The organism is Yersinia enterocolitica subsp. enterocolitica (genome assembly GCF_901472495.1).
GTDB lineage: Bacteria > Pseudomonadota > Gammaproteobacteria > Enterobacterales > Enterobacteriaceae > Yersinia > Yersinia enterocolitica.
Map to the genome: position 1 here is coordinate 2,855,864 of NZ_LR590469.1, position 25,891 is coordinate 2,881,754.

The following is a 25,891-nucleotide window of genomic DNA, read 5'->3' on the forward strand; positions in this document are numbered from 1 at the left end:
CGTAAACAGGGCTGGAGCGCAGCTTTTGATAGTAGATCAATTTTTTGTGCAATAGGGAAAAAAATCGGTAATTGATGGCAGGAATAGACAAAGAAAGTAGGGGCATTACGGAGGGTCATGGCATCGGGAACATATTCATCCCGATGCCAACAAAGACTCAGGGCTTAGATTGCCCAACCGCCAGCATAGAATGCCACCAGCGCCACCGCGATAATCACCGTGCCAAGATTCAGCTTACGCCATTCACCGGAGCAAATACGACCAATCACCAATGAACTGAAGCCCAGCATAATACCGGTCACAATATTACAAGTCAGCACGATAAACACCGCGCACAGCAAGCCAGACATGGCATCAACGAAATCGTCAAAGTCCAATTTTGAAACGTTGCTCAGCATCAACAAACCGACATACATCAGAGCCGGAGCGGTTGCATACGCTGGAACCAAATAGGAGAGCGGCGAGAGGAACAGAATCAGCAAGAACAAGATACCGACGACGGTCGCTGTCAGGCCAGTTTTGCCGCCTGCCGCAGTACCGGCCGCTGATTCAATGTAAACTGCCGCTGGGGCTGCACCCACCAAACCGGCGAAGATGCTGCTGACGGAGTCAGAAGTCAGCGCTTTACCGCCACTGATAATCTGGCCGTCTTTATCCAGCAAGTTTGCTTGCCCTGCTACCGCACGGATGGTGCCAGTGGCATCAAACACCGCAGTCATCACCAGCGCCAACACACTTGGCAGCACCACTGGTTTCAGCGCACCCATGATATCAAGACTAAAAATCAATGAGTTGCCGTTTTCATCTGCCAGACTTGGCATGGCAAACAATCCTTGATATTTAACAGTTGGATCAAAAATCAAACCGATAACTGAGATGGCAATAATCACCAACAGAATACCACCCGGCACCCGCAGTTTTTCCAGACCAAAAATTACCGCCAGACCCAATAACGTCATCATGACCGGGAAAGAGGTAAATGCGCCCAGCGCGACCGGTAAACCTTCAATTGGGTTTTTGATAACCAGACCGACACCGTTGGCAGCAATCAGCAGCAGGAACAGGCCAATACCGATACCGGTACCATGCGCCACACCCATTGGCAGATTACGCAATATCCACGAGCGAATCCCCGTCACAGAGATAATGGTAAACAGCACCCCCATCAGGAATACCGCCCCCAGAGCCACAGGAATACTGATGTGTTGGCCCAATACCAAGCTAAATGCAGTAAACGCCGTCAATGAGATGGCGCAACCAATCGCCATCGGCAGGTTTGCCCACAAGCCCATCAGCAAAGAACCCAGGCCCGCGACCAGACAGGTTGCAACGAATACCGCTGTTGGTGGGAAGCCCGCTTTGCCCAACATGCTCGGCACAACAATGACCGAATAGACCATCGCCAAAAAGGTCGTCAGACCGGCCAGCACTTCCTGACGTACATTACTGCCACGCTCACTAAGCTTGAAAAACGCATCAAGCGAACTCTTCGGCTTTACTGCCTGGTTCGCTTGAGGATTGGTGCTAGACATGGTTATGTCCCCTGTGTGTCATTTAAAAGTCGTCAACAAGCCACGCGCCCTTTCCCTACGTAATCGTTTCCGTCCCTGCCGATTAACTCGTCAATTCCCCCAATGTCGAGATGACGGAGAAAATAGCAAACGATTAGCTGGAAACACGCATGACTGAAAAAAATCGAAGAAAAACTACAATAAGCGTCATTGTTGCAGGCAGTTTGGACGCAGCCAGCGCGCAAAAACCGGAGCGTACACTCGGTACGTGAGTATTTTTAGCACTGCCCAAGTTCAAAATGGCAAATAAAATAGCCTTATTGTAAGGCAAACGATTATCTAGCTATTCACAGTGACTAATCAACATCAGAAAGCGACATTTAATGCATTTTCTTACATTAATTTGTCTGAGGGCATGCAATTCGAGTTACCTGCAGGCAGGAAACGAAGTGTGAGCGGCCTCACACCCGTTTTTCTTATATAAATCTTGATAGGTTTATCCGTTTTCTAATTTGAACGCGCCGCCCTTTTCAATCGCCTGTTGATAAGCTGGGCGCTGATGAATGCGCACTAAGAAATCTTGCAGTTTCGGGAACCCCGCAAGACCGCCGCGCATATTTATTGCCTCAATAGGAAAACTCATCTGAATATCTGCCGCGCTAAAATCGCTGCCAGCAAACCATTGATTCTTTTCTAGATGCTGTTCCAGATAAGCACGATGAGTGGCAATTTGCTTATTCAGATAATTTTTCTGCACCCCATCACCCAAGGCTTTGGCAACCGGACGAATAATCCACGGCACAGGCGGCCCACCGAAGCGGCTAAAGATAAGTTTCATCACCAGCAATGGCATCAAGGAGCCTTCAGCGTAATGCATCCAGTAACGAAATTGCTGGCGATCATAATGGCCGGTGGGTTTAAACAAGCCCTGCGCATCATAGGTTTCCTGCAAATACTCGATGATGGCACCCGATTCCGCCAGTGTCAGGTCGCCATCAGTAATCACCGGTGATTTCCCCAAGGGATGGATTTTTTTCAACTCTGGAGGTGCCAGCAAGCTGCCAGGATCGCGTTGATAACGCTTTAACTCATAGGGGACTTGCAACTCTTCCAACATCCACAGGATACGCTGCGAACGTGAATTATTCAGATGGTGAACAATGACCATAGCTAAGGCTCCAGATGATAAGTGACAGAATGAGTTGCAACTATTGATAGATGATTATAGTTGAGTCACGAATAGCGCTTTACTATTCTGATATCACCGTAAAAAACAGTCTTTAGGTTGTAACTTACAATAACAACCTAAAAGCTGTATTTATTATTTACAACTTATAGTCTGTATTTTGCTTTTACAACTTATTAGCTGTATTATGGAATTACAGTTTAGACGCTGTATTTTGCTATTGCACACCATTCTCTGCTGAGAGGTCTTGATGGACTATCCCATTAAAATTTTGAGTCAATTGCGCCCTACGTTGATTGGTTTTCGAAAGAATAAAGGGCTGACTCAGGCCAATCTGGCACAACTGTTAGGTATCACCCAGCAGTCCTATGCGAAGCTTGAGGCTGATCCCACCTCGGCCAGTATTGAACGGCTTTTTAAAGTATTACAACTTTTAGACGTAGAACTGATCCTTGGTGAGAAAAAAAACGCCAGGCCGCATCCCAATAAAACCCACCAGCCAGAACAAAGCCAGACGATAGATTTACCGTCAAAACAAGAGGATTGGTAATATGGCTCGTCGCATTCAACGGCTCAATATCTGGATGAATGGTCAACATGTTGGCTATTGGGAAAAAAATCGAGGTGAAGAATCACTGACTTATGCCCAGGAATGGCTAGCAAACGAACAAGGCCGCCCGCTGTCATTATCATTGCCTTTTACGGCCAATAATCAGGTTTATCGAGGCAATATTGTCCGGGACTATTTTGATAATTTATTACCCGATAGCGATGATATCCGGCGACGTCTGGCAACTAAATATCACGCTGACAGCATTAACCCTTTCGATCTACTGTTTGAATTAGGAAGAGATTGTGTCGGTGCAATACAATTGCTAACTGATGATGCTCCTCCCTCTGATCTATTCTCAATTCAACAACAACCACTAACAGAAAGCGATGTGGCTCGCATCCTACGAAACTCATTATCTGACAATGCATTTGTGCGCCCTGAACACGATGAGGATCTCAGATTGTCTATCGCAGGGGCACAAGAAAAAACAGCTCTTTTGTTTCACGACAACCGATGGTGCCTCCCATTAGGCAGCACTCCCACCACCCATATCTTCAAACTTCCGTTGGGCTTAGTCGGCAATATGCAAGCTGATATGAGGACCTCGGTTGAAAATGAATGGCTGTGTGCAAAAATTCTGGCAAGTTATAACTTACCGGTTGCCAGTTGTGAAATTGGCCAATTTGAAGACCAAAAAGCATTGATTGTTGAACGTTTTGACCGACGACTATCGAATGATAGCCGCTGGATTGTCAGGTTACCGCAAGAGGATATGTGCCAAGCGACTGGGACTTCCCCCTTAAAAAAATATCAAACGGATGGTGGCCCCGGTATTACAACCATCATGGAGATTTTAAGTGGCTCGGATAATGCCAGTGAAGACAGAAAAGTCTTCTTTAAAGCACAAATTATTTTCTGGTTACTGGCAGCAACGGATGGACATGCAAAAAATTTCAGCATTACACATCTGCCCGCCAACCATTACCATCTCACCCCACTTTATGATGTGCTATCAACCCATCCGATTATCGGGGCGGGCCGTAATCAAATTGCGGCCCAGAAAACCAAGTTAGCGATGGCGGTGCGAGGGAGTAAAAATTACTATTTAATTAACCAGATACAGCGACGCCATTGGCGAAAACAGGCCGAGATTGTTGGGCTGGGAGCTGCTCAGGCTGACAGTATTATTGATGAAATTATTACCGCTACCCCGAGAGTCATCACACAAATACAAGCTCGACTCCCCGCTAATTTTCCAACTGATTTAGCAGAAAGTATCCTCACAGGTCTTCATCGGCAGTGCGAAAAAATAGCGGCAATGCCCTGATTAACCAATATAAAAAACCCAGCTATTACACTGGGTTTGATTCCTCTGTTTTAAATGACAGGGATCAGAACGGAATATCGTCGTCAAAATCCATTGGTGGCTCATTGCCGCCTTGTGGTTGTGCTGCTGGCGCTGACTGAGCCGGCCGTGAAGCCTGCTGACCACCGCTGAACTGGTTGCCACCTTGTGGCTGCTGAGGTTGGCCCCAACCGCCTTGTGCGCCACCGTCTTGTGATGCACCACCACCCGCCGGAGCACCACCGCCTTGACGGCCACCCAGCATTTGCATGGTGCCACCCACGTTAACCACAACTTCAGTGGTATATTTCTCAACACCAGCCTGATCTGTCCATTTACGGGTTTGCAATGCGCCTTCGATATAGACCTGAGAGCCTTTGCGCAAATATTCACCAGCAACTTCTGCTAGTTTGCCGAACAACACCACCCGATGCCATTCCGTCTTTTCTTTCTGCTCGCCGGTTGCTTTATCACGCCAGCTTTCGGAAGTGGCCAGGGTGATATTGGCAACAGCGCCGCCATTCGGCATGTAGCGGACTTCCGGGTCTTGGCCCAAATTCCCGACCAAAATCACTTTGTTTACGCCTCTGCTGGCCATGTGAACTCTCCTGATGAAATAAATTTTGTACAGTATAAATGACTAAGTTTAACACGCTAACAGGTAAACAACACAACTGATCATCACTGCGCAATGCATTGCAAATTTATTGTAATAACCGCCTTAATTGCACCCAGATACTGGATATCCATTCAGGTTTTTTTGTGTCATAATTATCCGTTTCGTACTGGCTGTGTCCTTTTTGACGTTGCAAAATGCGTCGATACAATACTCAAAGTAATTGAAGTTGCAGGTAGGCGGCAAGCGAGCGAGTCCCTATGAGCTTACAACCAGTAAGTGATTAGGGTGAGTGAACGCAGCCAACAACCCTGCGGCTTCAAGTACGAAGAGTAAAAAAGGGCACGGGAGAGGCTCAGTTTACATCCGGGAAATGTTTGAATGGATAATATCGAAGTTCGGGGCGCTCGCACCCATAATCTTAAGAATATCAACCTGATTATCCCGCGCGACAAACTGATCGTGGTCACCGGTCTATCGGGTTCAGGCAAATCCTCACTGGCTTTTGATACCCTGTATGCCGAGGGCCAACGCCGCTATGTTGAGTCTCTCTCCGCCTATGCGCGCCAATTTCTATCGCTGATGGAAAAACCGGATGTCGACCATATTGAAGGTCTCTCTCCGGCCATCTCCATCGAGCAAAAATCGACTTCCCATAACCCGCGTTCTACCGTGGGCACCATCACTGAAATTCATGACTACCTGCGTTTACTGTTTGCCCGTGTCGGCGAGCCGCGCTGTCCGGATCATGATGTGCCGCTTGCCGCGCAAACGGTCAGCCAGATGGTGGATAACGTCATCAGCCAGCCCGAAGGCCGCCGCCTGATGTTACTGGCGCCAGTGGTAAAAGATCGCAAAGGCGAACATACCAAGACACTGGAAAATTTGGCGATGCAGGGCTATATCCGGGCACGGATCGATGGCGAGGTTTGCGATCTATCTGATCCACCCAAATTAGAACTGCAAAAGAAACATACTATTGAAGTGGTGGTCGATCGTTTTAAGGTGCGCGAAGATCTGGCTCAGCGTCTGGCTGAATCATTTGAAACCGCATTGGAACTTTCCGGTGGTACTGCCGTGGTTGCCGATATGGACGATCCTCACGCAGAAGAACTGCTGTTCTCCGCTAACTTTGCCTGCCCAATTTGCGGCTATAGCATGAGCGAGTTGGAGCCGCGCCTGTTCTCCTTTAACAACCCGGCCGGTGCTTGCCCAACCTGTGATGGTCTGGGTGTACAGCAGTTCTTTGATCCAGACCGTGTGCTACAAAACCCTGAGCTATCACTGGCAGGGGGCGCAATTCGGGGTTGGGATCGCCGCAACTTCTATTACTTCCAGATGCTACGGTCACTGGCTGATCATTATAAGTTTGATATCGAAGCACCGTTTAACTCATTGGATGCCACCATCCAGAAAGCTGTGCTGTATGGATCTGGCAAAGATACCATTGAATTCAAATACATTAATGACCGCGGTGATACCACGGTACGCCGCCATCCATTTGAAGGTGTGCTGCACAATATGGAGCGCCGTTATAAAGAGACGGAATCCAGTGCGGTGCGCGAAGAGCTGGCTAAATTCATCAGTAATCGCTCCTGTACTTCATGTCATGGCACACGCCTGCGCCGTGAAGCGCGTTATGTCTTTGTCGAAAACACGACATTGCCAGAAATCTCAGAACTGAGCATCGGTCATGCGCTGAGCTTCTTCCAGAATATGAAACTCAGCGGTCAGCGGGCGCAGATTGCCGAGAAAGTACTAAAAGAAATTGGCGACCGGCTGAAGTTCCTGGTTAACGTCGGGCTGAATTACCTGTCACTGTCCCGCTCTGCGGAAACCCTCTCCGGTGGTGAAGCGCAGCGTATTCGTCTGGCCAGCCAGATTGGTGCCGGTTTGGTGGGTGTCATGTATGTGCTTGATGAGCCGTCCATCGGTTTGCATCAGCGCGATAATGAACGTTTGCTCGAAACACTGATTCACCTGCGCAATCTGGGGAATACCGTAATTGTGGTGGAGCATGATGAAGATGCGATTCGTGCCGCCGACCATGTGATTGATATCGGCCCTGGTGCTGGTGTGCATGGTGGTGAAGTGGTTGCAGAAGGGACCGTTGATGACATTATGGCAGCCCCCGAATCACTCACTGGCCAGTTCCTCAGCGGTAAGCGGGAAATTGCTATTCCAGCTCAACGCGTGGCAGGTGATCCGAGCAAAGTATTGAAGTTGATTGGTGCCAGCGGTAACAACCTGAAAGATGTCACTCTCACACTGCCCGTTGGGTTATTTAGCTGCATTACCGGTGTTTCTGGCTCAGGTAAATCGACGCTAATCAACGATACTTTATATTGTATCGCGCAGCGCCAGTTGAACGGAGCGACCAGCAATGAACCGGCTCCGTATCGTGATATTCAAGGGCTGGAGCATTTCGATAAAGTTATCGATATTGACCAAAGCCCGATTGGCCGCACACCGCGCTCTAATCCGGCAACTTATACCGGTATCTTTACCCCTATTCGTGAACTATTCGCGGGCGTACCTGAGTCACGCGCTCGGGGCTATACTCCGGGCCGTTTCAGCTTTAACGTGAAAGGCGGCCGCTGTGAAGCCTGTCAGGGGGACGGAGTGATTAAAGTTGAAATGCACTTCCTACCGGATATTTATGTCCCTTGCGACCAATGCAAAGGTAAGCGCTATAACCGCGAAACGCTGGAAGTGAAATACAAAGGTAAGAGTATTCACGAAGTGTTGGCGATGACTATCGAAGAAGCACGTGAGTTCTTTGATGCTGTTCCGGCATTGGCGCGTAAGCTGCAAACCTTGATGGATGTTGGCCTGTCGTATATTTGTCTTGGCCAGTCGGCAACTACCCTATCGGGCGGAGAAGCACAGCGCGTCAAACTGTCACGCGAACTGTCAAAACGCGGCACTGGCCAGACACTCTATATTCTGGACGAACCGACCACTGGCTTACACTTTGCTGATATTCAGCAGCTATTGGCGGTATTACATCAGTTGCGCGATCAGGGCAATACTATTGTGGTCATTGAGCATAATCTGGATGTGATTAAGACCGCAGACTGGATTGTTGATCTGGGGCCAGAGGGCGGCAGTGGCGGCGGCGAGATTTTGGTTTCCGGCACGCCAGAGACCGTCGCAGAATGCGCAGCATCACATACGGCCCGATTCCTCAAACCTATGTTGCAGCGTAAGTAGCCATTAAATGAGCGCTCCGGGGCAATCAATCAGTTGTCCTGGAGTGCTATTTTAGCCTTCAGACAACTAACTCTTGCCGCCGATGTTCGGGCAATCCCTGTAAAACCAATTGATAAGAGCGGTCTATTAGCGAATAGAACTGTGAGTTTGGTAATTTGCCATCCAGAAACACCGTGTTCCAGTGCGCTTTGTTCAAGTGTTCACTCGGCACGATCTCCGGATGTTGCTCTCTCAGGCTTTCTGCCAATTCAGGGCTGGTTTTCAATGAGATAGAGGGGCGTCCTTCCGTCTCGCCTACCATAGCAAACATCACATCTGCTACTTTAATCTGATTCGCCTGCCACTTCTCATGGTCGCTCTGCTCTGCCCCAGGTTTGGACATGCAGTATTCCAGTAATGCTGAATTATTCATGTGGATATCTCCTGTAATGGGCCGGTACCGTCTCGCGAAACGGCCTCATAAGCTATTTATTCCATAAGGCTTCATTGAACAGTTACACATGCTGAAGCATCAGTTTGCACCTTTGATAACAACTTTACTGTGAGCAATGAATGATAGCTTGGCATGTATCAACCACATCAATTAGTATATTCTTTAATCGATTTACAGCCATCGGTCTTGGACTAAACAAGTAGAAGATAAAGGTAACTCACGGAAAGGTGGCGAAAAAAATAAACAAAAAAGGCGATATTGCTATCGCCTCTGACTGCTGACAAAGTCAAATGAAGGGGAATCGTGCCGTTGGGGTCGTAGTCGCGTAAGCGACCGGAGTGCCCCGAGGTGCGGTAAACCCTTCACTCACTAAGTTATCAACAGCTTTGTCATTAAGCTCAGGCGATATCCCTATCGCCTTAATTTAAATCATGTGAATAGCTGATTACTGTACCGCAGCAAAAGCCGCCGCAACACGCTGAACATTACTGTGATTGACGCCTGCCATACACATCCTGCCACTGGCAATCAGATACACACCAAACTCTTCACGCAGGCGATCTACCTGTGCTGCGCTAAAACCGGTGTAGCTGAACATCCCGCGCTGTTGCAGCAAGTAGTCAAAATTGCGATTTGGTAGTGAGGCTTTCAAGGCTTCAACCAACGTGCGGCGCATTTCAATGATACGCAGGCGCATTTGCTCCACTTCAGCCTGCCATTGCGCTCGCAATTTGGTGTCATCGAGCACTTTGGAAACCACTTGCGCACCGAAGTTTGGTGGGCTGGAATAGTTACGGCGAACGGTGGCTTTCAGTTGCCCTAATACACGGCCCGCAACTTCTTCACTCTCACACACCACAGACAAGCCGCCGACTCGCTCGTTATACAAAGAGAAGATTTTAGAGAAAGAGTTACTGATCAAACAGGGTAACTCAGCTGCTGCCATCGCGCGGATAGCATAAGCATCTTCATTCAGCCCGGCACCAAAACCTTGATAAGCGATATCCAGGAAAGGGATCAGATCCCGGCCTTTAGCCACTTCAATCACTTGATCCCATTGCGCATTAGTGAGATCCGAACCTGTCGGGTTATGGCAGCAAGGATGCAATAACACAATGCTTTTGGCGGATAATTGCTGGAGTGCGGCCAGCATTTGATCAAACTTCACGCCCAGCTTATCGTTATCAAAATACGGGTAGGTATTTACCTTAAAACCTGCACCGCTAAAGATAGCAACGTGGTTTTCCCAAGTAGGATCACTGACCCAGACCTGAGAATCAGGGAAATAATGATTCAGGAAATCAGCACCGACTTTTAATGCGCCGGATCCACCCACGGTTTGAATTGTCGCCACTCGCTGCTGTACCAACATCGGATGATCTGCACCAAATAATAGCTGCTGGATAGCAGTACGATAGGAGTGTAGACCTTCCATTGGCAAATAGACGGGTGTTCCATGTGGCTGAACATTCAATTGTGATTCAGCAACTTGAACCGCTTGCATCAGCGGAATTTCACCCAGTTCATTGTAATAAAGCCCGATACTCAAATTCACTTTATGAGCACGGTTATCGGCTTTAAAACTTTCCATCAGCGACAGGATCGGGTCACCTGCGTAGGCGTCAACATTTTGGAACACGGCGCTGCTCTCCTGAATTAAATAATAATTGTTTATACCTTGATTAGGCAGCTTACCTTATTCCCCTAAATATTCCATCGCGACGCGGGAGGTCAGCTTAGTAATCAATTCGTAGGCGCTGATACCTGTGCACGCTGCAATTTTTTCAACCGGCAATTCAGCTCCCCACAGCAATACCTCGTCACCCACTTTATCTGTCGCATTTGGCCCGAGATCAACAGAAATCATATCCATTGAAACCCGGCCCACAATGCCGACTTCGCGGCCATTTAGCCACATCGGGGTGCCTGAAGGGGCGCTGCGCGGATAACCATCGCCGTAGCCGATCGCCACCACCCCCAGGCGGGTATCGCGCTCACTCACCCAAGTACCGCCATAACCAACAGGTTCACCGGCTTTATGCTCACGCACCGCAATCAGGCTGGATTTCAATGCCATCGCTGGTTTTAGTTCGAAATGACTGGCATAAGGCTCATCCATTGGTGAAACCCCATACAGTATGATTCCTGGGCGAACCCAATCACGGTGCGCTTCTGGCCACAGTAAAATGCCGCCAGATGCCGCGATAGATTGCTTGCCAGGCTTATCGGCGACGAAAGTATCAAAACAGTCCAGTTGCTGGCGAGTGGTATCCACTTGCGGCTCATCCGCCCGGCTAAAGTGACTCATGATATTGACTGGCTGAATAACATTCTTACACGCACTTAAGCGCTGATAGAACGCCTCGGCTTGTTCTGGACGCACCCCCAAACGGTGCATGCCAGTATCCAGTTTCATCCAAACATGGATAGGAGCAGAAAGCTCGGCAACTTCCAGCGCTTCCAATTGTTCAATGCTATGTACCGCAGTTTCAATGCAATTAGCCGCTAGAATAGGGAGATCTTCTGCCGCAAAGAATCCTTCCAACAATAAAATCGGTTTCACGATCCCACCGGATCGGAGCATCAAGGCTTCACCGATCCGCGCTACACCGTAGCAATCTGCATCCTGCAAAGTATGCGCTGTTTCTAATAACCCGTGGCCATAAGCGTTTGCTTTCACAACAGCAATCAGGCGGCTTTGCGGCGCTATACGCCGTACCTGTTGCAAGTTATGTCGCAGAGCGCGGCGGTCGATTACTGCTGTTGCCGCTTTCATTTCTTATCCTTAATTATTGATATTATTCACTACTCATCATCGTATTGCGGGCCTGCGTAGTTATCAAAGCGCGACCATTGACCATTAAACTTCAGTCGAACAGAACCGATCGGGCCGTTACGCTGTTTACCCAAAATAATCTGTGCAATCCCTTTCTCATCACTGTTTTCGTGATACACCTCATCACGATAAATAAACATGATTAAGTCGGCATCCTGCTCGATTGAACCTGATTCACGTAAGTCGGAGTTGACGGGTCGTTTATCCGCACGTTGCTCCAAGCTACGGTTAAGCTGAGAAAGTGCCACGACCGGCACTTGTAACTCTTTTGCCAACGCTTTCAGCGAACGTGAGATTTCGGCGATTTCTAAGGTACGGTTATCCGAAAGTGACGGTACCCGCATCAATTGCAGGTAGTCGATCATAATCAGGCTCAACCCACCATGTTCGCGGAAAATACGTCGCGCACGGGAACGCACTTCTGTCGGAGTCAGGCCGGAGGAGTCATCAATGTACATATTGCGCTTTTCCATCAATATGCCCATGGTGCTCGAAATCCGTGCCCAATCCTCATCATCAAGCTGACCGGTACGGATACGCGTCTGATCAACATGGGACAATGACGCCAACATACGCATCATGATCTGATCGCCTGGCATCTCCAGACTGAAGATCAATACTGGTTTTTCCTGCATCATCGCGGCGTTTTCGCACAGGTTCATCGCAAAGGTGGTTTTCCCCATCGACGGGCGTGCGGCGACAATAATCAAATCTGACTTCTGCAAGCCAGCTGTTTTCTTATCCAAATCGGTAAAACCGGTTGAAACCCCGGTAACGCCATCATGTGGCCGCTGATAGAGCTGCTCGATACGCGCCACCGTGGCTTCGAGGATCTGATCGACACTTTTCGGCCCTTCATCTTTATTGGCACGGCTTTCGGCAATCTGAAACACTTTCGATTCGGCCAGATCCAGCAGATCTTCACTGCTACGCCCTTGCGGATCATAACCGGCATCGGCGATCTCATTCGCGACCGAGATCATTTCACGTACTACTGCACGTTCGCGAACGATGTCAGCATAAGCACCGATATTCGCTGCACTTGGCGTGTTTTTTGATAACTCTGCCAGATAGGCGAAACCGCCTACCGACTCCAAATCACCCTTTTGTTCCAGTGACTCAGAAAGCGTGATCAAATCGATTGGCTTGCTGTTTTCCAGCAAACGCTGCATTTCAGTAAAGATTCGGCGATGTGGGCGGCTGAAAAAGTCCTTGCTGGCTACGCGCTCAGAGACATTATCCCAGCGCTCGTTATCCAGCATCAAACCGCCCAACACGGACTGCTCTGCCTCCAGAGAATGAGGCGGAAGTTTCAGCCCTTCCATCTGGCGATCGCGTGGCTCTGTCATATTGTTGGTTGGTTTTTTTGCTGCCATGAAAAGTGTTCTTTACCTCTATTATTGCGATAGGATAATGGTTGCGATAGGAAAATAGTGCCGCTTAGTATACGCGATGATACCCAAAGGGTAATTATGAATTCCCTATTACTTATCGGTATTAGCAAGATCTTGGCTCCTCGTCTAGAACCCTGTAGGGTAAAAAATATCTATCGTAAAGGAGCTAACATGGCAAAGCATATTCAATTTAGCACCACGGGTGGGCCGGAAGTATTGCAATATCTCGACTTCACACCGACGAACCCCGCGGCGCATGAAGTTCAGGTAGAAAACAAAGCTATCGGAATTAACTATATTGATACCTATGTGCGTAGCGGCCTTTACGCACCGCCACACTTCCCGAGTGGGCTGGGAACAGAAGCCGCTGGAATCGTGACAAAAGTAGGTGCGGCGGTTAACTCGCTAAAAGTGGGTGATCGGGTGGTTTATGCTCAATCAACTCTCGGTGCTTACAGTGAAATACATAATGTTGCTGCGGAGAAAGTTGCCCTGCTTCCAGAACAAATCTCTTTTGAACAAGCCGCTGCTTCCTTCCTTAAGGGGCTGACTGTTCAATATTTATTGCGCCAAACTTATGAAATCAAACCCGGCCAAGTGTTCTTATTCCATGCGGCAGCGGGTGGTGTCGGGTTGATTGCCTGCCAATGGGCAAAAGCACTGGGTGCCAGGCTAATTGGCACAGTCGGTTCTGATGAAAAAGCAGAATTGGCTAAAGCCAACGGGGCGTGGGCGACCATCAACTACCGTACAGAAAATATCGCCGAACGCGTGGCTGAACTGACGAATGGCGAAAAAGTGGATGTGGTATATGACTCGGTGGGCAAAAGCACCTGGCTGGACTCACTTAATAGCCTTAAACGTCGAGGCTTAATGGTCAGCTTTGGTAATGCCTCTGGCCCGGTGACAGGGGTAGACCTTGCTATACTCAACCAAAAAGGCGCGCTGTATGTGACTCGCCCATCTCTTAATGTTTATGTCACTAACCGACAAGAGCTTGAAAGCGCCAGCCACGAACTGTTCTCACTGATTATCAGTGGTGCAATTAATGTGGATGTAGCCAAAACTCAGCAATTCCCGCTAAGCGATGCTCATCGTGCTCATGAAATATTAGAAAGTCGTCAGACTACCGGCTCTAGCCTACTTATTCCGTAATTAATGTTCCTTAATTAAAAACTTTCGCCTATAATGGATAGTTAAATATGACTATCCATTATTTACAATAATAGTTTATTAAAAAACTTATTTATCATTACTTTTAGACCATTAACCTGTACATCCTGATTGTCCTCTCTGGATTATCTATATATCCTCAGTTTGTAATCGTTAAGTAACATAATTTCATTACATACATTGAGGTTTTAATTATGCATGATGCAGAAATCAATAGAGATATAAAAACACTACTGAACGAATTTTATTGTGATAATAGAATTAACAATGAAGAACTCCAGATGCTACGAGACTTTGCTGATGAAAAGTTTGATTTATTACTCAGTGAATTCGGTGAAAACAATAGTTTATCTGCATTTCAGAAATCAACTGATGTCACCGTTCAATTAATGCAACAAAGCTTCTTTGATATAAAAAAGAAATGCAATGATCAAGAAGACAAGAAAGTTATCAAAGAAGCATTTGTCGCTCAAATAGTTTATATCATTGCTAACTACAATCGATTTTTCGCTAATATTTAATACTAACGATTTCACTTCTGATGTGGCTTTATTTAATATTTTAGATATTTAGTATTTATTCATTCACCTTACACTATAAAAGTAATAACCAGGGCCTCTAACAACTAGAAGCCCTGGCTACACTGCTTTCTTTAATGCAAACGTAGGGGTACTACAGGGTAGACTGCCAGAACTGAGTGCCGTTTATACAGCTATTGTTAGCTCTGTCAGGGATGAAAATGTGATACCAAACTGTATCGGATTGCATCCTAGCAAGCTCGTTTGAGAAAAAATATGTTTTCCCCCAGATTTATCCTACTAATCTTTCAGGCTGTGATCTCCGCCGCAAGAAAGCGAAATTTTAGTAACGCCTTACAGTGGGTTTCTGCATCGAACGCCATATCCAGACCACCACAACGGCCAGGATCAGCCAAGGTAGTAGCTTAATCATCATGACAAATAACCCCCCCAACATCATAAAGGCCGCCGCAACCAATAGAGCTGCAAAGATACCCAGTAAAGAAATACCGGTCACCATCAGCATGATAAAAAAGCCGATAACAAAGAAAATTTCAAACATGGCTGGCTCCTAAATAACGGTTTATTTCCCACAATCACTTTATTAAATACAACAATCAGGTCGGGGATTTTATAAGGAGTATTACAAGAAACGTGCCAAGCCAGAGAACATATGTAACTTATTGATTTATCTTGTTTTAGATAAAAATAAGCCTGCCAAAGAAACAGGCAGGCATGGTCAATTTCACTAACTTATAGTCACTTTTCTTACGAACTGTGCTGTGGGCGAGTCACCAGAGCCAGCGCCTGTTCTACAACAGAAACATCAGCTCCAGGCTTATGTGCATTTTCACTCAGATGACGACGCCACTGGCGCGCACCAGGTATCCCTTGGAAAATACCCAGAATATGACGAGTGATATGCCCTAAATAAGCACCGCGTGACAGTTCTTGCTCGATATAAGGAAAAAGAGCTTCAATAGCTTTAACACTATCGACCACCGGCGCATTTGGGTCAAAAAGTTCACGATCCACTTGTGTCAATATAGTGGGGTTTTGGTAAGCTTCGCGCCCCATCATCACCCCATCAACATATTTGAGATGTTCTTTGGCTTCAGCCAGTGTTTTCACACCACCGTTAATGGCAATGGTCAGTGTTGGGAAATCACGTTTAAGCTGATAAACCCGCGCATAATCCAGAGGCGGCACTTCACGGTTCTCTTTCGGGCTGAGTCCTGAAAGCCAGGCTTTACGAGCATGAATAGTGAAAATATCGCACTCACCACGCTCCGCGACAGTTTGCACGAATTCACACAAGAACTCATAACTATCCAGCTCATCAATCCCGATGCGGGTTTTCACCGTAACCGGAATAGAAACCACATCACGCATGGCTTTAATGCAATCAGCAACTAAACGGGCCTCCGCCATCAAACAAGCCCCAAAACGGCCATTTTGCACTCGGTCAGACGGGCAACCGACATTCAGATTTATTTCATTGTATCCGCGAAGCTCAGCCAGCTTGGCACAATGGGCTAATGCCTGCGGATCACTGCCACCCAGTTGTAATGCAACCGGATGGTCTTGCTCGCTATAAGCCAGATAGTCGGCTTTGCCATGAATAATCGCACCTGTTGTAACCATTTCGGTATACAACAAAGTCTGTTTAGTCAACAAGCGATGAAAATAGCGGCAATGGCGATCTGTCCAGTCGAGCATCGGCGCGACGGAGAAACGTTGTAGGGGGGAATTGCCTTTAGAGTCGGTCTTTACGCCTGTTACGGCTGAATTTGTGAATGTGTTATTTTCGTGCATTCTGGGTCATTTTGTCGTATTTTTTCTTTATCAGCACCCCATACAGCACCCCTAATACGTGGGGTGCTGAGATAGGACAAGGGAAAAGCATGGCCTACTATAGCATAGAAAAACGCCTTCGCTCCGATGGCACCGCCCGCTATCGCTGCACCGTGGGTGTAAAGGAAGGGGGTAAATACATCTATCGAGAGAACAGAACCTTCGGCAAACAGGCCCATGCTAAAACTTGGGGTGCTAACCGGGTAGCGGAGTTAGAGGTCAATGGGGTGCCAAACATCAATGATGTCACTGGTATGACTGTTGGTCAGTTGCTAAAGCGATACATAGCCGATCCCAACCTCGGCGGCAAAGCTGGGCGTACCAAAACCTATGTTTTAAATATGCTGGTTGATTGTGAGATCGCCGCAATAAAACTGGCAGACCTTCAAACAAACCATGTTATTGAGCACTGTCGACATCGTGCTGGAGCTGGTGCAGGGCCATCAACCGTAGGCCATGATCTAAGCTATCTATCTTCTGTGCTGGCAGCAGCTAAACCTATCTTTGGGATTGATTACACAGATAATCCCGTCATCATCGCCAGGCCAATTCTCATTAATATGGGGTTGGTTGGAAAGTCGCAGCGCCGATCGCGCAGACCTCTCGCCACTGAAATTGAAAAACTGATTGAAGGGTTGAGAATTCGCTCAGCTAATGCCGGGGCAAAAATCCCTTACGAAGATATTCTTAACTTCTCAATTCTTTCATGTATGCGTATCGGTGAAGTATGCAGGATCAGGTGGGAAGATATAGACGAGAAACAAAAGTCGGTTTTGGTCAGAGACAGAAAAGATCCGCGCAAGAAGTCTGGCAACCATATGCAGGTTCCATTACTCGGTGAGGCATGGGACATCGTGCAACGCCAGCCAAGAACGGAAACCTACATCTTCCCCTATAACTCAAACTCAGTGACGGCGGGATTTCAGCGGGTACGTAATGATCTTGGTATTGAGGACTTACGGTATCACGATTTACGAAGGGAGGGGGCAAGCAGGCTATTTGAGGCGGGTTTCTCTATTGAAGAAGTAGCTCAAGTTACTGGCCACCGGTCGCTGAATGTTCTTTGGCAGGTTTATACTGAGCTTTATCCAAAATCGCTGCATGAAAAATTTGAGAAGTTGAATAGACCGGGCTATTAAGCCCTGAGGGATCCCCACAAAATCACCATTAATAAACTAGCACCATATTTCGGTAGGCTCTGGCAAGGTGATTAAGTGCACTATTCAGTGCTATTCGTCGCAATATTAGCGGAGAGTGTCTTAAGACATTCTCTGCTAACGTCAGATAAGATATGACCCGCCTCGACTTCACACTGTTAGCCTGATACCTCACATGTAATCCTTTATTTTCAAAATGATACCCCATTAACCACATCACAATTGTACTTAACGTTGCTAACAGGCTCAGGACCTGCATTCGCTCCGTTGTTCTGCTGCGGCTTGCACGCAAACCAAATCCAAAGCGCTCACTTTTTTCATCACGGAAATTTTGCTCTATTTGCATTCTTCTGCTGTATATTTTCATGACTTCACGGGGCCTGAAGTCGTCGCTACTGGTAAACAGTAGCCAGGGTGTTTTGGCTGATGAGCGGCCGTCACGCTCTTGTTTGTAGCGTTTTATCCTGCCACGGGAACGTCTGTTTTTTCTACCTTTAGGGGCTTTCTTATAAAGATAAAAATGGCCTTCGCAGCGGGCATATTGAGTACGTGACAACGTACCCGGCCCCAAATATTCGGGCTGGCTTCTGGCCTGAAGTTCCTGTGGTTTGTACCAGATATCACCCTCCCGATGCAGTCGAAGTCGTGTATATCCCCTTATTCTTCCGACAAAATCCCAGCCTAATGATTTTATATGTTTGAACCAGGCATTTTGGAAACCTGCATCGGTAACAATAATAACTCTGGCATCGGGATTAACGGCTCGGGCAAATGCATTTAAAAATGTTTTATGAATTTGTTCGCTCTGCTGTTCAGCCGACGGAACAATCTGACTTAACAAAGGAATGGAGCGGCCATCACAAATTAAACTGGCCCGGAGAATGTGGTATTCATGCGAGTGATATCCACTCCAGTCAACAGCAACCACGCACAGAGATAATTTCCGGGTCAGCATAGCTATAATATTATTGAAAATCAGTGGAATATCACGATGAAGAGACTCATTTCCCAGCAAACGGTCCACGCGTTTAATTTTGTTTTTAACCTGAGCCTGACCCGGTAAGAAACGGCCGATACTGGTTAGAGTGAGTGAAGCTCCATTGATTAAAGCAACAGTGGCATCCATCAGGGCGCTTTGCCGGTATTTATGAAATGGTGCTAAGGCATTCTGGAAAAAATTTTGGCATACTTTACGAACAAGCATAGCGGTAATCTCATTGAATTGGTGGAGCAATCAGTAGATCACATCACGCTATGCCTGTCTTGTTTTCTGGGGATTCTTCAGGGCTTAGTCGCCCGGAATCTTACTGTGGGAGTTCAGGTAAAACAATATCCTCTGGTTTTGATGTGTCAATTCGACTCAGTAAGACGCGGTAGGTTTTCCATGCCGTAAGCTGTGCTTTGTCGTCATTTGTTGCCATGCCGGTATCTACAGCATCTTGCAGTGGTGCAATCTTCGCAGCGGCTGCATTCAATAATTGAGTTTTCTTTTCTTCCGCTTCCTGTATTGCTGCTGCTTGCTGCAATGCTTTATCTGTTACCCATTTCGAACCGTTCCATTTGTCGTAAATAGTGAGTGGTGCTAGTAAAGTGAGCGTATCTGGCAATTCACCAATTGTCGTTACTTCCTCCGGCTGACCAGTTTCAGTGCTATATGCCACTTTCCCCCGCAAATCAGCAACAATTTCCCACACTGTACCATCCGCATTACGTCGCACTGCCTTATCAGCTCTTGCCGGCAATATTGGCGCATCAGCATATCCGCGCGCGGGTAATCCGACGCCCATCGGTAGGTACTCATTATTAACGCCAATGTATTCGCGTGAGTCAGGGCTTGCGCTATAAACAGCTATCCAACCCTCAGTGATAGATAAACCATCTTGTCCCAACTGCGCTACGGCAATATCTAGTGAATATTTTGTCATTATAAAGCTCTCACAATGTAGTTAAATGCAATGTTCCGTGGGCGAGTTTCATCACCGCCAGAATCACTTGTTGAAAGGCCGTTTACGCTTGTAAACCAACCTGGTGTGGGGCCGCCTGTTAGTCCGCGAATCTCAAAATTCGAGAGCCCATGGTTATGGCTTTGTATCCCGCCCCCCTGCCATCCCAATAAGTTTTGGTCTGCCCTAACACCACGCCCATCATCAAAGCCACGAATAAACTCGCCGCGCAAATCAGGCAATACACCAGACGGATATGCCAACGCCAATTTTGGGTATGTTGCTGCGCTAAACGATGAACCGTTTACTTTCAGAAACCCCGTAGGAGGGGTAGCTAGCGGGTAAGGAAGAGGGATGCCAATGGGAACTAGACTACCTTCGCCCAAACCAAGGTTTAAGAGAGTCTGTGCAACCGCAGCCGGGCCAGCGTCTTTAATTTCAGAAAGGTTATTAGTAATTTTTAATAACAAAGCGCCCAAATCACTTACTGCTTTTGGCGTGGCTGCCAGTATCTGACTGTTGCTGTTAGTTGCGTTACTTAATTGAACAACACCTTTTTGAGTTAATGAGGCGTCTTTAAGATCAGGAATACCTTCGCTAACTAATTTTTGTATGGACAAAAGAACTTGATTGAAAACATGCGGATCTGATTCAATTTCAGCCGCATTCAAAATACTCATTAATTCACGTTGAATGGTATTAAACCACTCAGCTGGCAGTATTGTCGGTGGTACGCCACCAGCAACATTACCATCAGTAAACTCGCCATTATTGTCGGCGCGCGTGTTGGGGATATCGCCAATTTTTTGCATAAGAAGCCCTCGCCAGTTAAGGCGCTTAAAAATTAATAGAGAGTGATTAGTTAGCTAACGTAGCCAAATTTAAGAATGGTATGGGATGGATTTAAAACTGTTAACCGACATTCAAGCTGTTTGTTTCCCCACGAACGCAGTGGATCACTGCAATAAGTCAAACCGCATTGGGCATAATTGATGGTGGTTTCTGGCGCGGTGATCAGCCAGGTAAACGGCCACTCCTCACCATTCAATGCGTCCCCACACACTGACATCCCCGAACAAGCCTGTCTATATTGAGTAATCGATATGGTGTAACCCAGCGCCTCAGCAACCCGAATAAAATAAGCCACTGACTGGCCACCAATGCCAAACAGTTTCGATATTACGGCCCGCTGGCGCTGAATCATGCTGTCTACTTCGCCGATAGCACAGAGTTCCGGCAACCCCAAGGTCGCTTCCCATTCGGGTAACATTGCTGTAGCTGTGGCGGGGAAAGCCGCATCGAGCAGATCGCGGGCATCCTCATCGCTGCGTTGATAAGACCGTGCTAGTGCCCGTAGGGTGCCAGTTTGAATACCACCGGATATTTTCGGCCAAACCAGACCGCCCGGCATCAGTGCTTGAAGCGCTGCGGTATATTCATTTACAGAATAACGGCTCATAGGTAGGTCACCGTGCCCCGGAGAGGTAATTGACCGGTTGCAAGCTGGATGTTAGTTGTTGGGGAATCAAGAATAAAACCACTGGTTCCTGCGACATCACCGATGGCCAGCAGCAGTGACGACAGCAGAATTTTACCGCCCGGTTCACCCTCAGTAAAAAAAACTTCATCAATAGCTGTATTGATTGCTGTGGTGATTTCGCTATCTGCTGTAGAAATACCACTAATCACAAAGTTCACCGGTGCCGCTACTGGCGCACAAACGTAGATGATGGCAATAATGGGTTGTAAGGGGTAGATATGATCGGCAACTCGCCCCTGATCGCCGGTTGCTTTTACCGCGCCCCATTCTTCAAGCTGAGACACGCCGTCAGTCCCGACCGGAAAGCCGCCAGAATCATTGCCATCACACATGATATAAATACCGACCGTGCCCACCCCCTGTAAGCGGCGCTTCACCCAACAACGCGTTACACCTGGCACAGCCAAAGCCCAGCCGCGATAATCGGTATCGTTGCCACCTTGGGGTGTGTTTTGATAGGCCAGTAACATACGGGAACGAAATGCATCCTCTGACTCAATATCAGCGCCACCGGATATCTTAACCATTGCGGTAGCCCCTGACTGAACACCGTCAATGGCCACATCCAATGTCAGCGACGTTCCTGCATCGGCATTCCCTGCAATACCGCCGCCCGTAGTGTCATCCAATACACTGGGGAGTACAGCAGTGATTGAACCGGTGGCGGTACCACCAGCCCCCAGTGTTAACTCATGGTCGAGACGATACTGGTAACCATCGGCCCGATTTAACAGGCTACCAGCGGGAATCACACGACCTGCGGTGCCACTGAACTCGACGGTAGGACAGGTGGCGGGGTTAGCGGGTTTGCGAAACACATCTTTCAATGCGGCCCATGCAGCGAGATATTCATCGGTGGCATTATAAGGCGTGGATTGCAGCGCGATATAATCCAGATAACCATAATGTAAATGCGCCATTCCGGCATCAGCATCACTGATCACACCGATATTGGAGAAGCGCAATAAATTACCGCCCGTCTTGAGTTCTGATTGAATATAAGACAGGTTGCGCTGGCGCAGTTCGCTTAATGTGGGGCGATTAAATGGCATGTATTAAGTCTCCCATACCCATGAAAATTTAACAGACGCCTGTGTTTGCGTGGGTTGTTGGTAGCTGATAATGAGATTAAGGCGGTTGGGATAAACTATCTGAGCATTCGAACTGATGGCAGTTACCACACCATCATCAAGCAACCAGGCTAGCGCTTCATTGGCATAGTCTTCAGCCTTTAATGCGACTTTAGTCGTGAGTTTTTCGCGGCGAAGCAACCACAAACGAGAACCTATCGGATACTCTGATCCGGTATCACCCCACCACCCTCGGCGATCATCGCCATCGATAGCGTCATCACTACGGGCCAACCGGTCCGTGAACAAGCTAATTAAAATAGCGGTTTCTAAATCATCACCATCCAGCAACCCACCGCCGCCGGTTTGCCAGTCGCCCAGCAATTTGTCCGGCTCCCAGACTGTTTTGATATCTGTTGTCATTCAACCACCTTACCCGTCACTTCACTGGTTAATGTCGAGCTACCACCCTGAACATTTTTAAGTTGGTGATTGTGGGTGTTATAGGCTTCTCGCAGGGTTTTTAGTGTGGTGCTATTACTGCCAGCGTTATCGACGATATCGCCGCTGACCTCCAGCAATGGCGTATTTAGCCGTACTTTTACCGCAGCATTAATCGTCACCTCCGTGGCATTATTGACCGTGACCGGCTGACCATTGGCTTCAATAATAATGCCTGCTTCGGTTAACTTGACGTATTGCCCCCACTGCGAGTAAATCACCGTCTCACCCGAATTTAGCCCGACATGACGAAATGACTGATGATTTGAGCCAATGATGACGGCACTTGACCGGTCACCGCCCAGAAAGCCAATCACCACATCGGTACCAGCGGGTAACCCGGACGAAAAACCAAATTCAGCCAATCTCGGCGTATCACTACGGACTTCCAGCGGGGTTTGGTATTGAACGGTTTGAACTGAACCACCATCATGACTGCCTGTCACCCGTCCCACCCCGATCATCATTTTTATTTGCCGGTATAACCTGGCTAGTTGCCCTGATTCGCTCATCACTGATTCATCTCCATAAGATTGGAATAAAACTGATAAGGTTGGACGGTGAAGGCTTCAGGGGGCATCAGCACCATTTGCGCGGCGGTGCCGTGGTCGTCTTTGAGATAGGTCACCTCCGATAACAGCCAGAGTTCATCTTTTAGACCGAAAACAGGTAAATCAATTGGGATTAACGTATTGGGTTCCCATAGTTTTCCGTCTTTATCGCGCCAGCTATCGACCGTTACCAGTAGCTCTTTAGACCGCCCATAGCGGCGGTTCATTTCCCAGTCGATGCATTGCTGCGCCAGTTTTAGCGCTTTCATGGTGCTTTCAACAATGATAATGCGGTTGCGATAACGCATTTGGGCCGCTTCAGGATCGCGACTTCTGGCTAGCGTAACTGAACCGTATCCTGCGTCCTGTACCTGCTCCTGAAGTTGGCTAACAGACATCGAAACGCCGATATAGTCAGAAAATCGTTGGTCCATTCCTGAGTTATACGCAGCGTCTTCGATATTGATACCCTGCGCTACCCCGCTGGCTGCTTTTCGCGTACCCACCCGAGTGAGATATAAACTGCCATCGGGTAGATCGTAATACAGCAATGCCGCCCAGCGAGTTATGCGGTCAATAATTTCCTGAGAGGATTCCCCCCAGTTCAATGTAAATTGGGGAACAATATCGAGGTCAGTAACATCACTGGACACCGTAATTCCGTAGGGCATCGCTAACCGTTGGGCTATCTGTAGCGCGGTCGATTGGCTGATCACATTGTTTGGCCACTCGGCAGAGCAATCAACCAAGTCCTGGCACTTGCTCCGCCCCGTCGCCCTGACTTCGCGGCGATTACGACTGATCATCGGTGCCCAGCGGTCTATGTAGCCTGTGAGAACAACATCATCCCCCAAATTAACCACACAAGGGTCGCCCGGGTTAACCCACTGCTGGTTATCACTGCCCGGATAAAGATCCATTAGGGACAGACTAAAATCGCTCGGTAAGCGCTCGATGCTGCGAGTGACCCGGATATTGTCCCAACCAGTGATTAATTTATTTCCAATGCGCAATGTCAGATCATCACTCATGAGTTCAGCGCCTTAAATCGAATGGGCATAAATGCCGGATGAACGGGGTTAGCCATTTTCACCAACGCGTCACCCCGTCGTGCATCCTGATATAGCCGATTGGCAAGATTGAGTGCGGGTAATGATCGGTTAAAATTGACGGTCTCAACGCGAGACAGATTCGCGCCGGTCTGCTGCAACAGTGTGACAATAGAGCCGCGCAAGTCGTTTAATGCCTGGTATACCTCGTCATTACCCCTGTCAGCCGCAGAAAGCGCCGCACTGTCTACAACATCACAGACTCGCGTCAATATATCGACCGCATCGTCATAGCTTTCAGGTTGATATTGCGAAACAGCAAACACCATCGCACCGGCACACAACACAATAATGAGTTGGTAGCTGGCGGATGCGGTATTGCTGTCACTGGGGTTGGGTCGAAAAGTGTTGTCATCAACTTCCGTTAATTCTTGCATCATGCGGATTAAATCAAGGGTGCTGGCTCCGCTGGCCAAGATGGCATTCACGACAGCAAGAACAGCATTGGCATGTTCCTCTACCGTCGCAGCCTCTTTCAATGCATCGTTAGCAGCAACAAGTGAGGCCCGCCCCTCGACTGAAACAGCCATTTTTTGAGCCACCAGCGCGGACAGGTTCGTTGTGTCGCTCTGCGTGCTAACGGATGCCGTAGCCCCCGATACGCTGCCGCCTACAGTGCCGTGATTAAAGCGGCCATAACGATCACGCCCGAGGGTTGAACGGAGGACATTGCCGAGATTTGTCGCCTCACTGGTGGTAGAACTCACCATGTTGGTCCAAAAGGCAGCGGTATTTTTCAGCGTTCTGATGGTTTGAGTGACAGAACGGATCTCGCCTTTTACCGTGGCGATAAATGTCGCAATGGATTTGGAAGCCAGACCAAACCATGACGACTGAATAGACGAAACCGCATCTGCTGAACTGGTAACAGAAAATACCCGCAAGCCTGATTCAATGATGGTCAGCGTAAATTCAAAAACGCGCCCTGACTCAGCCCCTTCATTCAGACGAAGACCACTTTCAGGGATGCTGACCGTCATCTCCCCAAGAGTGGGATGTACCAATGTTCCCGCATCTGGCATTTCACAGGCAGCAATCAGTGAATCACGCTGGGTCATGACGTCAGGCGCGTTATAAAGGCCACTACTCTGAATAAGAAAACCACGGATAGTCAGGCGGCGCGTAGCACGGCCTAAATCCTCAATCCACGCAGTATCTCGATAAGGATATTCATGAATGGCTTGGCGACGGCCAAAAACCCCCTCAGCGGTCAATACAGCAAAAGGAACTCCACGAAAAGAGGCGGGATGCAGGTGTTCTGACCACTGCCAACTATCACCACCGGTACCTAATAAATCAGAAAGTGCATTGCTGATCAGTGACATTTATCCCCTCCAGAAATGAAAAAACCCGCACAAGGCGGGTCAGTATCTTCGGCAATTATTTAT

24 protein-coding genes are annotated in these 25,891 nt (G+C 48.0%); 6 read left to right on the forward strand and 18 right to left on the reverse strand.

Annotated elements, in window-relative coordinates:
* Window positions 1–164: 164 nt before the first annotated feature.
* Entirely contained in the window at window positions 165–1,532 is a 1,368-nt protein-coding gene (locus FGL26_RS13590) for an NCS2 family permease (RefSeq protein WP_005174378.1), read from the reverse strand.
* Between the two features lie 475 nt (window positions 1,533–2,007).
* Window positions 2,008–2,679 carry a glutathione S-transferase family protein gene (locus tag FGL26_RS13595; protein ID WP_005174380.1) on the reverse strand — a complete coding sequence of 224 codons (672 nt, stop codon included), beginning with the start codon at window positions 2,677–2,679 and terminating at the stop codon, window positions 2,008–2,010.
* Between the two features lie 268 nt (window positions 2,680–2,947).
* Between FGL26_RS13595 and FGL26_RS13600 the strand changes: the two genes are divergently transcribed.
* Window positions 2,948–3,247 carry a helix-turn-helix transcriptional regulator gene (locus FGL26_RS13600; RefSeq protein ID WP_005174382.1) on the forward strand — a complete coding sequence of 100 codons (300 nt, stop codon included), beginning with the start codon at window positions 2,948–2,950 and terminating at the stop codon, window positions 3,245–3,247.
* A 1-nt stretch (window position 3,248) separates the two neighbouring features.
* Entirely contained in the window at window positions 3,249–4,577 is a 1,329-nt protein-coding gene (locus FGL26_RS13605; protein WP_005174384.1) for a type II toxin-antitoxin system HipA family toxin, read from the forward strand.
* 64 nt (window positions 4,578–4,641) lie between these two features.
* Here the strand turns inward: FGL26_RS13605 and ssb1 are convergent, their stop codons facing one another.
* Window positions 4,642–5,193 carry a single-stranded DNA-binding protein SSB1 gene (gene ssb1 / locus FGL26_RS13610; RefSeq protein ID WP_005174387.1) on the reverse strand — a complete coding sequence of 184 codons (552 nt, stop codon included), beginning with the start codon at window positions 5,191–5,193 and terminating at the stop codon, window positions 4,642–4,644.
* A gap of 399 nt (window positions 5,194–5,592) precedes the next feature.
* Between ssb1 and uvrA the strand changes: the two genes are divergently transcribed.
* Window positions 5,593–8,424, forward strand: a complete 2,832-nt coding sequence (gene uvrA, locus FGL26_RS13615) for an excinuclease ABC subunit UvrA (protein WP_005174389.1) — start codon at window positions 5,593–5,595, stop codon at window positions 8,422–8,424.
* Between the two features lie 58 nt (window positions 8,425–8,482).
* Here the strand turns inward: uvrA and FGL26_RS13620 are convergent, their stop codons facing one another.
* The 4 genes from FGL26_RS13620 to dnaB form a co-directional block, all read right to left on the reverse strand.
* A complete protein-coding gene (locus tag FGL26_RS13620; RefSeq protein WP_005165225.1) occupies window positions 8,483–8,836 on the reverse strand; it encodes an MmcQ/YjbR family DNA-binding protein in 354 nt (117 codons plus the stop codon).
* A 466-nt stretch (window positions 8,837–9,302) separates the two neighbouring features.
* Complete coding sequence (locus tag FGL26_RS13625; RefSeq protein WP_032912873.1) at window positions 9,303–10,496, reverse strand: amino acid aminotransferase; 1,194 nt, start codon at window positions 10,494–10,496, stop codon at window positions 9,303–9,305.
* 57 nt (window positions 10,497–10,553) lie between these two features.
* Window positions 10,554–11,633 carry an alanine racemase gene (gene alr, locus FGL26_RS13630; RefSeq protein ID WP_005174405.1) on the reverse strand — a complete coding sequence of 360 codons (1,080 nt, stop codon included), beginning with the start codon at window positions 11,631–11,633 and terminating at the stop codon, window positions 10,554–10,556.
* A gap of 29 nt (window positions 11,634–11,662) precedes the next feature.
* Window positions 11,663–13,069, reverse strand: a complete 1,407-nt coding sequence (gene dnaB, locus FGL26_RS13635) for a replicative DNA helicase (RefSeq protein WP_005165232.1) — start codon at window positions 13,067–13,069, stop codon at window positions 11,663–11,665.
* 189 nt (window positions 13,070–13,258) lie between these two features.
* On the opposite strand from dnaB, the gene FGL26_RS13640 reads away from it, so the two are divergent.
* Together FGL26_RS13640 and FGL26_RS13645 are read left to right on the forward strand one after the other, a co-directional pair.
* The gene (locus tag FGL26_RS13640; RefSeq protein ID WP_032912870.1) at window positions 13,259–14,242 is read left to right on the forward strand and encodes a quinone oxidoreductase; all 984 of its coding nucleotides are present in this window, start codon (window positions 13,259–13,261) and stop codon (window positions 14,240–14,242) included.
* A 212-nt stretch (window positions 14,243–14,454) separates the two neighbouring features.
* On the forward strand, window positions 14,455–14,781 hold the full coding sequence (locus tag FGL26_RS13645; RefSeq protein WP_005174410.1) for a hypothetical protein: 327 nt from the start codon (window positions 14,455–14,457) through the stop codon (window positions 14,779–14,781).
* A gap of 340 nt (window positions 14,782–15,121) precedes the next feature.
* On the opposite strand, the gene pspG is transcribed toward FGL26_RS13645, so the two are convergent.
* The gene (gene pspG, locus FGL26_RS13650) at window positions 15,122–15,340 is read right to left on the reverse strand and encodes an envelope stress response protein PspG (RefSeq protein WP_005165239.1); all 219 of its coding nucleotides are present in this window, start codon (window positions 15,338–15,340) and stop codon (window positions 15,122–15,124) included.
* A gap of 206 nt (window positions 15,341–15,546) precedes the next feature.
* Window positions 15,547–16,593, reverse strand: a complete 1,047-nt coding sequence (gene dusA, locus FGL26_RS13655; protein ID WP_032903138.1) for a tRNA dihydrouridine(20/20a) synthase DusA — start codon at window positions 16,591–16,593, stop codon at window positions 15,547–15,549.
* Between the two features lie 89 nt (window positions 16,594–16,682).
* On the opposite strand from dusA, the gene FGL26_RS13660 reads away from it, so the two are divergent.
* Window positions 16,683–17,771 (forward strand): tyrosine-type recombinase/integrase, encoded by a 1,089-nt coding sequence (locus FGL26_RS13660; RefSeq protein WP_032912868.1) that lies wholly within the window; start codon window positions 16,683–16,685, stop codon window positions 17,769–17,771.
* Window positions 17,772–17,799: 28 nt separating this feature from the next.
* On the opposite strand, the gene FGL26_RS13665 is transcribed toward FGL26_RS13660, so the two are convergent.
* The 9 genes from FGL26_RS13665 to FGL26_RS13705 all read right to left on the reverse strand — a co-directional run bounded on the left by FGL26_RS13665 (window position 17,800) and on the right by FGL26_RS13705 (window position 25,828).
* Window positions 17,800–18,993: an IS4 family transposase gene (locus FGL26_RS13665; RefSeq protein WP_005173808.1), complete on the reverse strand. Its 1,194-nt coding sequence runs from the start codon at window positions 18,991–18,993 to the stop codon at window positions 17,800–17,802.
* A gap of 100 nt (window positions 18,994–19,093) precedes the next feature.
* The gene (locus tag FGL26_RS13670) at window positions 19,094–19,714 is read right to left on the reverse strand and encodes a tail fiber assembly protein (RefSeq protein WP_005174415.1); all 621 of its coding nucleotides are present in this window, start codon (window positions 19,712–19,714) and stop codon (window positions 19,094–19,096) included.
* On the reverse strand, window positions 19,714–20,544 hold the full coding sequence (locus FGL26_RS13675; protein WP_005174417.1) for a phage tail protein: 831 nt from the start codon (window positions 20,542–20,544) through the stop codon (window positions 19,714–19,716). The genes FGL26_RS13670 and FGL26_RS13675 overlap by 1 nt, the downstream gene beginning before the upstream one ends.
* Before the next feature lie 50 nt (window positions 20,545–20,594).
* Complete coding sequence (locus tag FGL26_RS13680; protein ID WP_005174418.1) at window positions 20,595–21,191, reverse strand: YmfQ family protein; 597 nt, start codon at window positions 21,189–21,191, stop codon at window positions 20,595–20,597.
* Window positions 21,188–22,324, reverse strand: a complete 1,137-nt coding sequence (locus FGL26_RS13685; protein ID WP_005174420.1) for a baseplate J/gp47 family protein — start codon at window positions 22,322–22,324, stop codon at window positions 21,188–21,190. Before FGL26_RS13685 ends, FGL26_RS13680 begins: the two co-directional genes overlap by 4 nt.
* A 3-nt stretch (window positions 22,325–22,327) precedes the next feature.
* Window positions 22,328–22,765 carry a phage GP46 family protein gene (locus tag FGL26_RS13690; protein WP_005174422.1) on the reverse strand — a complete coding sequence of 146 codons (438 nt, stop codon included), beginning with the start codon at window positions 22,763–22,765 and terminating at the stop codon, window positions 22,328–22,330.
* A complete protein-coding gene (locus FGL26_RS13695) occupies window positions 22,762–23,355 on the reverse strand; it encodes a phage baseplate assembly protein domain-containing protein (protein ID WP_005174424.1) in 594 nt (197 codons plus the stop codon). The genes FGL26_RS13690 and FGL26_RS13695 overlap by 4 nt, the downstream gene beginning before the upstream one ends.
* On the reverse strand, window positions 23,355–24,425 hold the full coding sequence (locus tag FGL26_RS13700; RefSeq protein ID WP_005174426.1) for a phage baseplate assembly protein: 1,071 nt from the start codon (window positions 24,423–24,425) through the stop codon (window positions 23,355–23,357). Before FGL26_RS13700 ends, FGL26_RS13695 begins: the two co-directional genes overlap by 1 nt.
* On the reverse strand, window positions 24,422–25,828 hold the full coding sequence (locus FGL26_RS13705) for a DNA circularization protein (protein ID WP_005174428.1): 1,407 nt from the start codon (window positions 25,826–25,828) through the stop codon (window positions 24,422–24,424). Before FGL26_RS13705 ends, FGL26_RS13700 begins: the two co-directional genes overlap by 4 nt.
* Window positions 25,829–25,891 lie beyond the last annotated feature (63 nt).

Bases quoted from the DNA above. Each gene is read 5' to 3' on its own strand.
- FGL26_RS13665 (WP_005173808.1), bottom strand. From the start codon at position 18,993: ATGCTTGTTCGTAAAGTATGCCAAAATTTTTTCCAGAATGCCTTAGCA.
- FGL26_RS13645 (WP_005174410.1), top strand. From the start codon at position 14,455: ATGCATGATGCAGAAATCAATAGAGATATAAAAACACTACTGAACGAA.
- FGL26_RS13670 (WP_005174415.1), bottom strand. From the start codon at position 19,714: ATGACAAAATATTCACTAGATATTGCCGTAGCGCAGTTGGGACAAGAT.
- FGL26_RS13700 (WP_005174426.1), bottom strand. From the start codon at position 24,425: ATGAGTGATGATCTGACATTGCGCATTGGAAATAAATTAATCACTGGT.
- FGL26_RS13605 (WP_005174384.1), top strand. From the start codon at position 3,249: ATGGCTCGTCGCATTCAACGGCTCAATATCTGGATGAATGGTCAACAT.
- FGL26_RS13600 (WP_005174382.1), top strand. From the start codon at position 2,948: ATGGACTATCCCATTAAAATTTTGAGTCAATTGCGCCCTACGTTGATT.
- uvrA (WP_005174389.1), top strand. From the start codon at position 5,593: ATGGATAATATCGAAGTTCGGGGCGCTCGCACCCATAATCTTAAGAAT.
- FGL26_RS13675 (WP_005174417.1), bottom strand. From the start codon at position 20,544: ATGCAAAAAATTGGCGATATCCCCAACACGCGCGCCGACAATAATGGC.
- FGL26_RS13595 (WP_005174380.1), bottom strand. From the start codon at position 2,679: ATGGTCATTGTTCACCATCTGAATAATTCACGTTCGCAGCGTATCCTG.
- FGL26_RS13640 (WP_032912870.1), top strand. From the start codon at position 13,259: ATGGCAAAGCATATTCAATTTAGCACCACGGGTGGGCCGGAAGTATTG.
- ssb1 (WP_005174387.1), bottom strand. From the start codon at position 5,193: ATGGCCAGCAGAGGCGTAAACAAAGTGATTTTGGTCGGGAATTTGGGC.
- FGL26_RS13705 (WP_005174428.1), bottom strand. From the start codon at position 25,828: ATGTCACTGATCAGCAATGCACTTTCTGATTTATTAGGTACCGGTGGT.
- FGL26_RS13690 (WP_005174422.1), bottom strand. From the start codon at position 22,765: ATGACAACAGATATCAAAACAGTCTGGGAGCCGGACAAATTGCTGGGC.
- pspG (WP_005165239.1), bottom strand. From the start codon at position 15,340: ATGTTTGAAATTTTCTTTGTTATCGGCTTTTTTATCATGCTGATGGTG.
- dusA (WP_032903138.1), bottom strand. From the start codon at position 16,593: ATGCACGAAAATAACACATTCACAAATTCAGCCGTAACAGGCGTAAAG.
- FGL26_RS13680 (WP_005174418.1), bottom strand. From the start codon at position 21,191: ATGAGCCGTTATTCTGTAAATGAATATACCGCAGCGCTTCAAGCACTG.
- FGL26_RS13685 (WP_005174420.1), bottom strand. From the start codon at position 22,324: ATGCCATTTAATCGCCCCACATTAAGCGAACTGCGCCAGCGCAACCTG.
- FGL26_RS13620 (WP_005165225.1), bottom strand. From the start codon at position 8,836: ATGAATAATTCAGCATTACTGGAATACTGCATGTCCAAACCTGGGGCA.
- FGL26_RS13695 (WP_005174424.1), bottom strand. From the start codon at position 23,355: ATGAGCGAATCAGGGCAACTAGCCAGGTTATACCGGCAAATAAAAATG.
- FGL26_RS13590 (WP_005174378.1), bottom strand. From the start codon at position 1,532: ATGTCTAGCACCAATCCTCAAGCGAACCAGGCAGTAAAGCCGAAGAGT.
- alr (WP_005174405.1), bottom strand. From the start codon at position 11,633: ATGAAAGCGGCAACAGCAGTAATCGACCGCCGCGCTCTGCGACATAAC.
- FGL26_RS13660 (WP_032912868.1), top strand. From the start codon at position 16,683: ATGGCCTACTATAGCATAGAAAAACGCCTTCGCTCCGATGGCACCGCC.
- dnaB (WP_005165232.1), bottom strand. From the start codon at position 13,069: ATGGCAGCAAAAAAACCAACCAACAATATGACAGAGCCACGCGATCGC.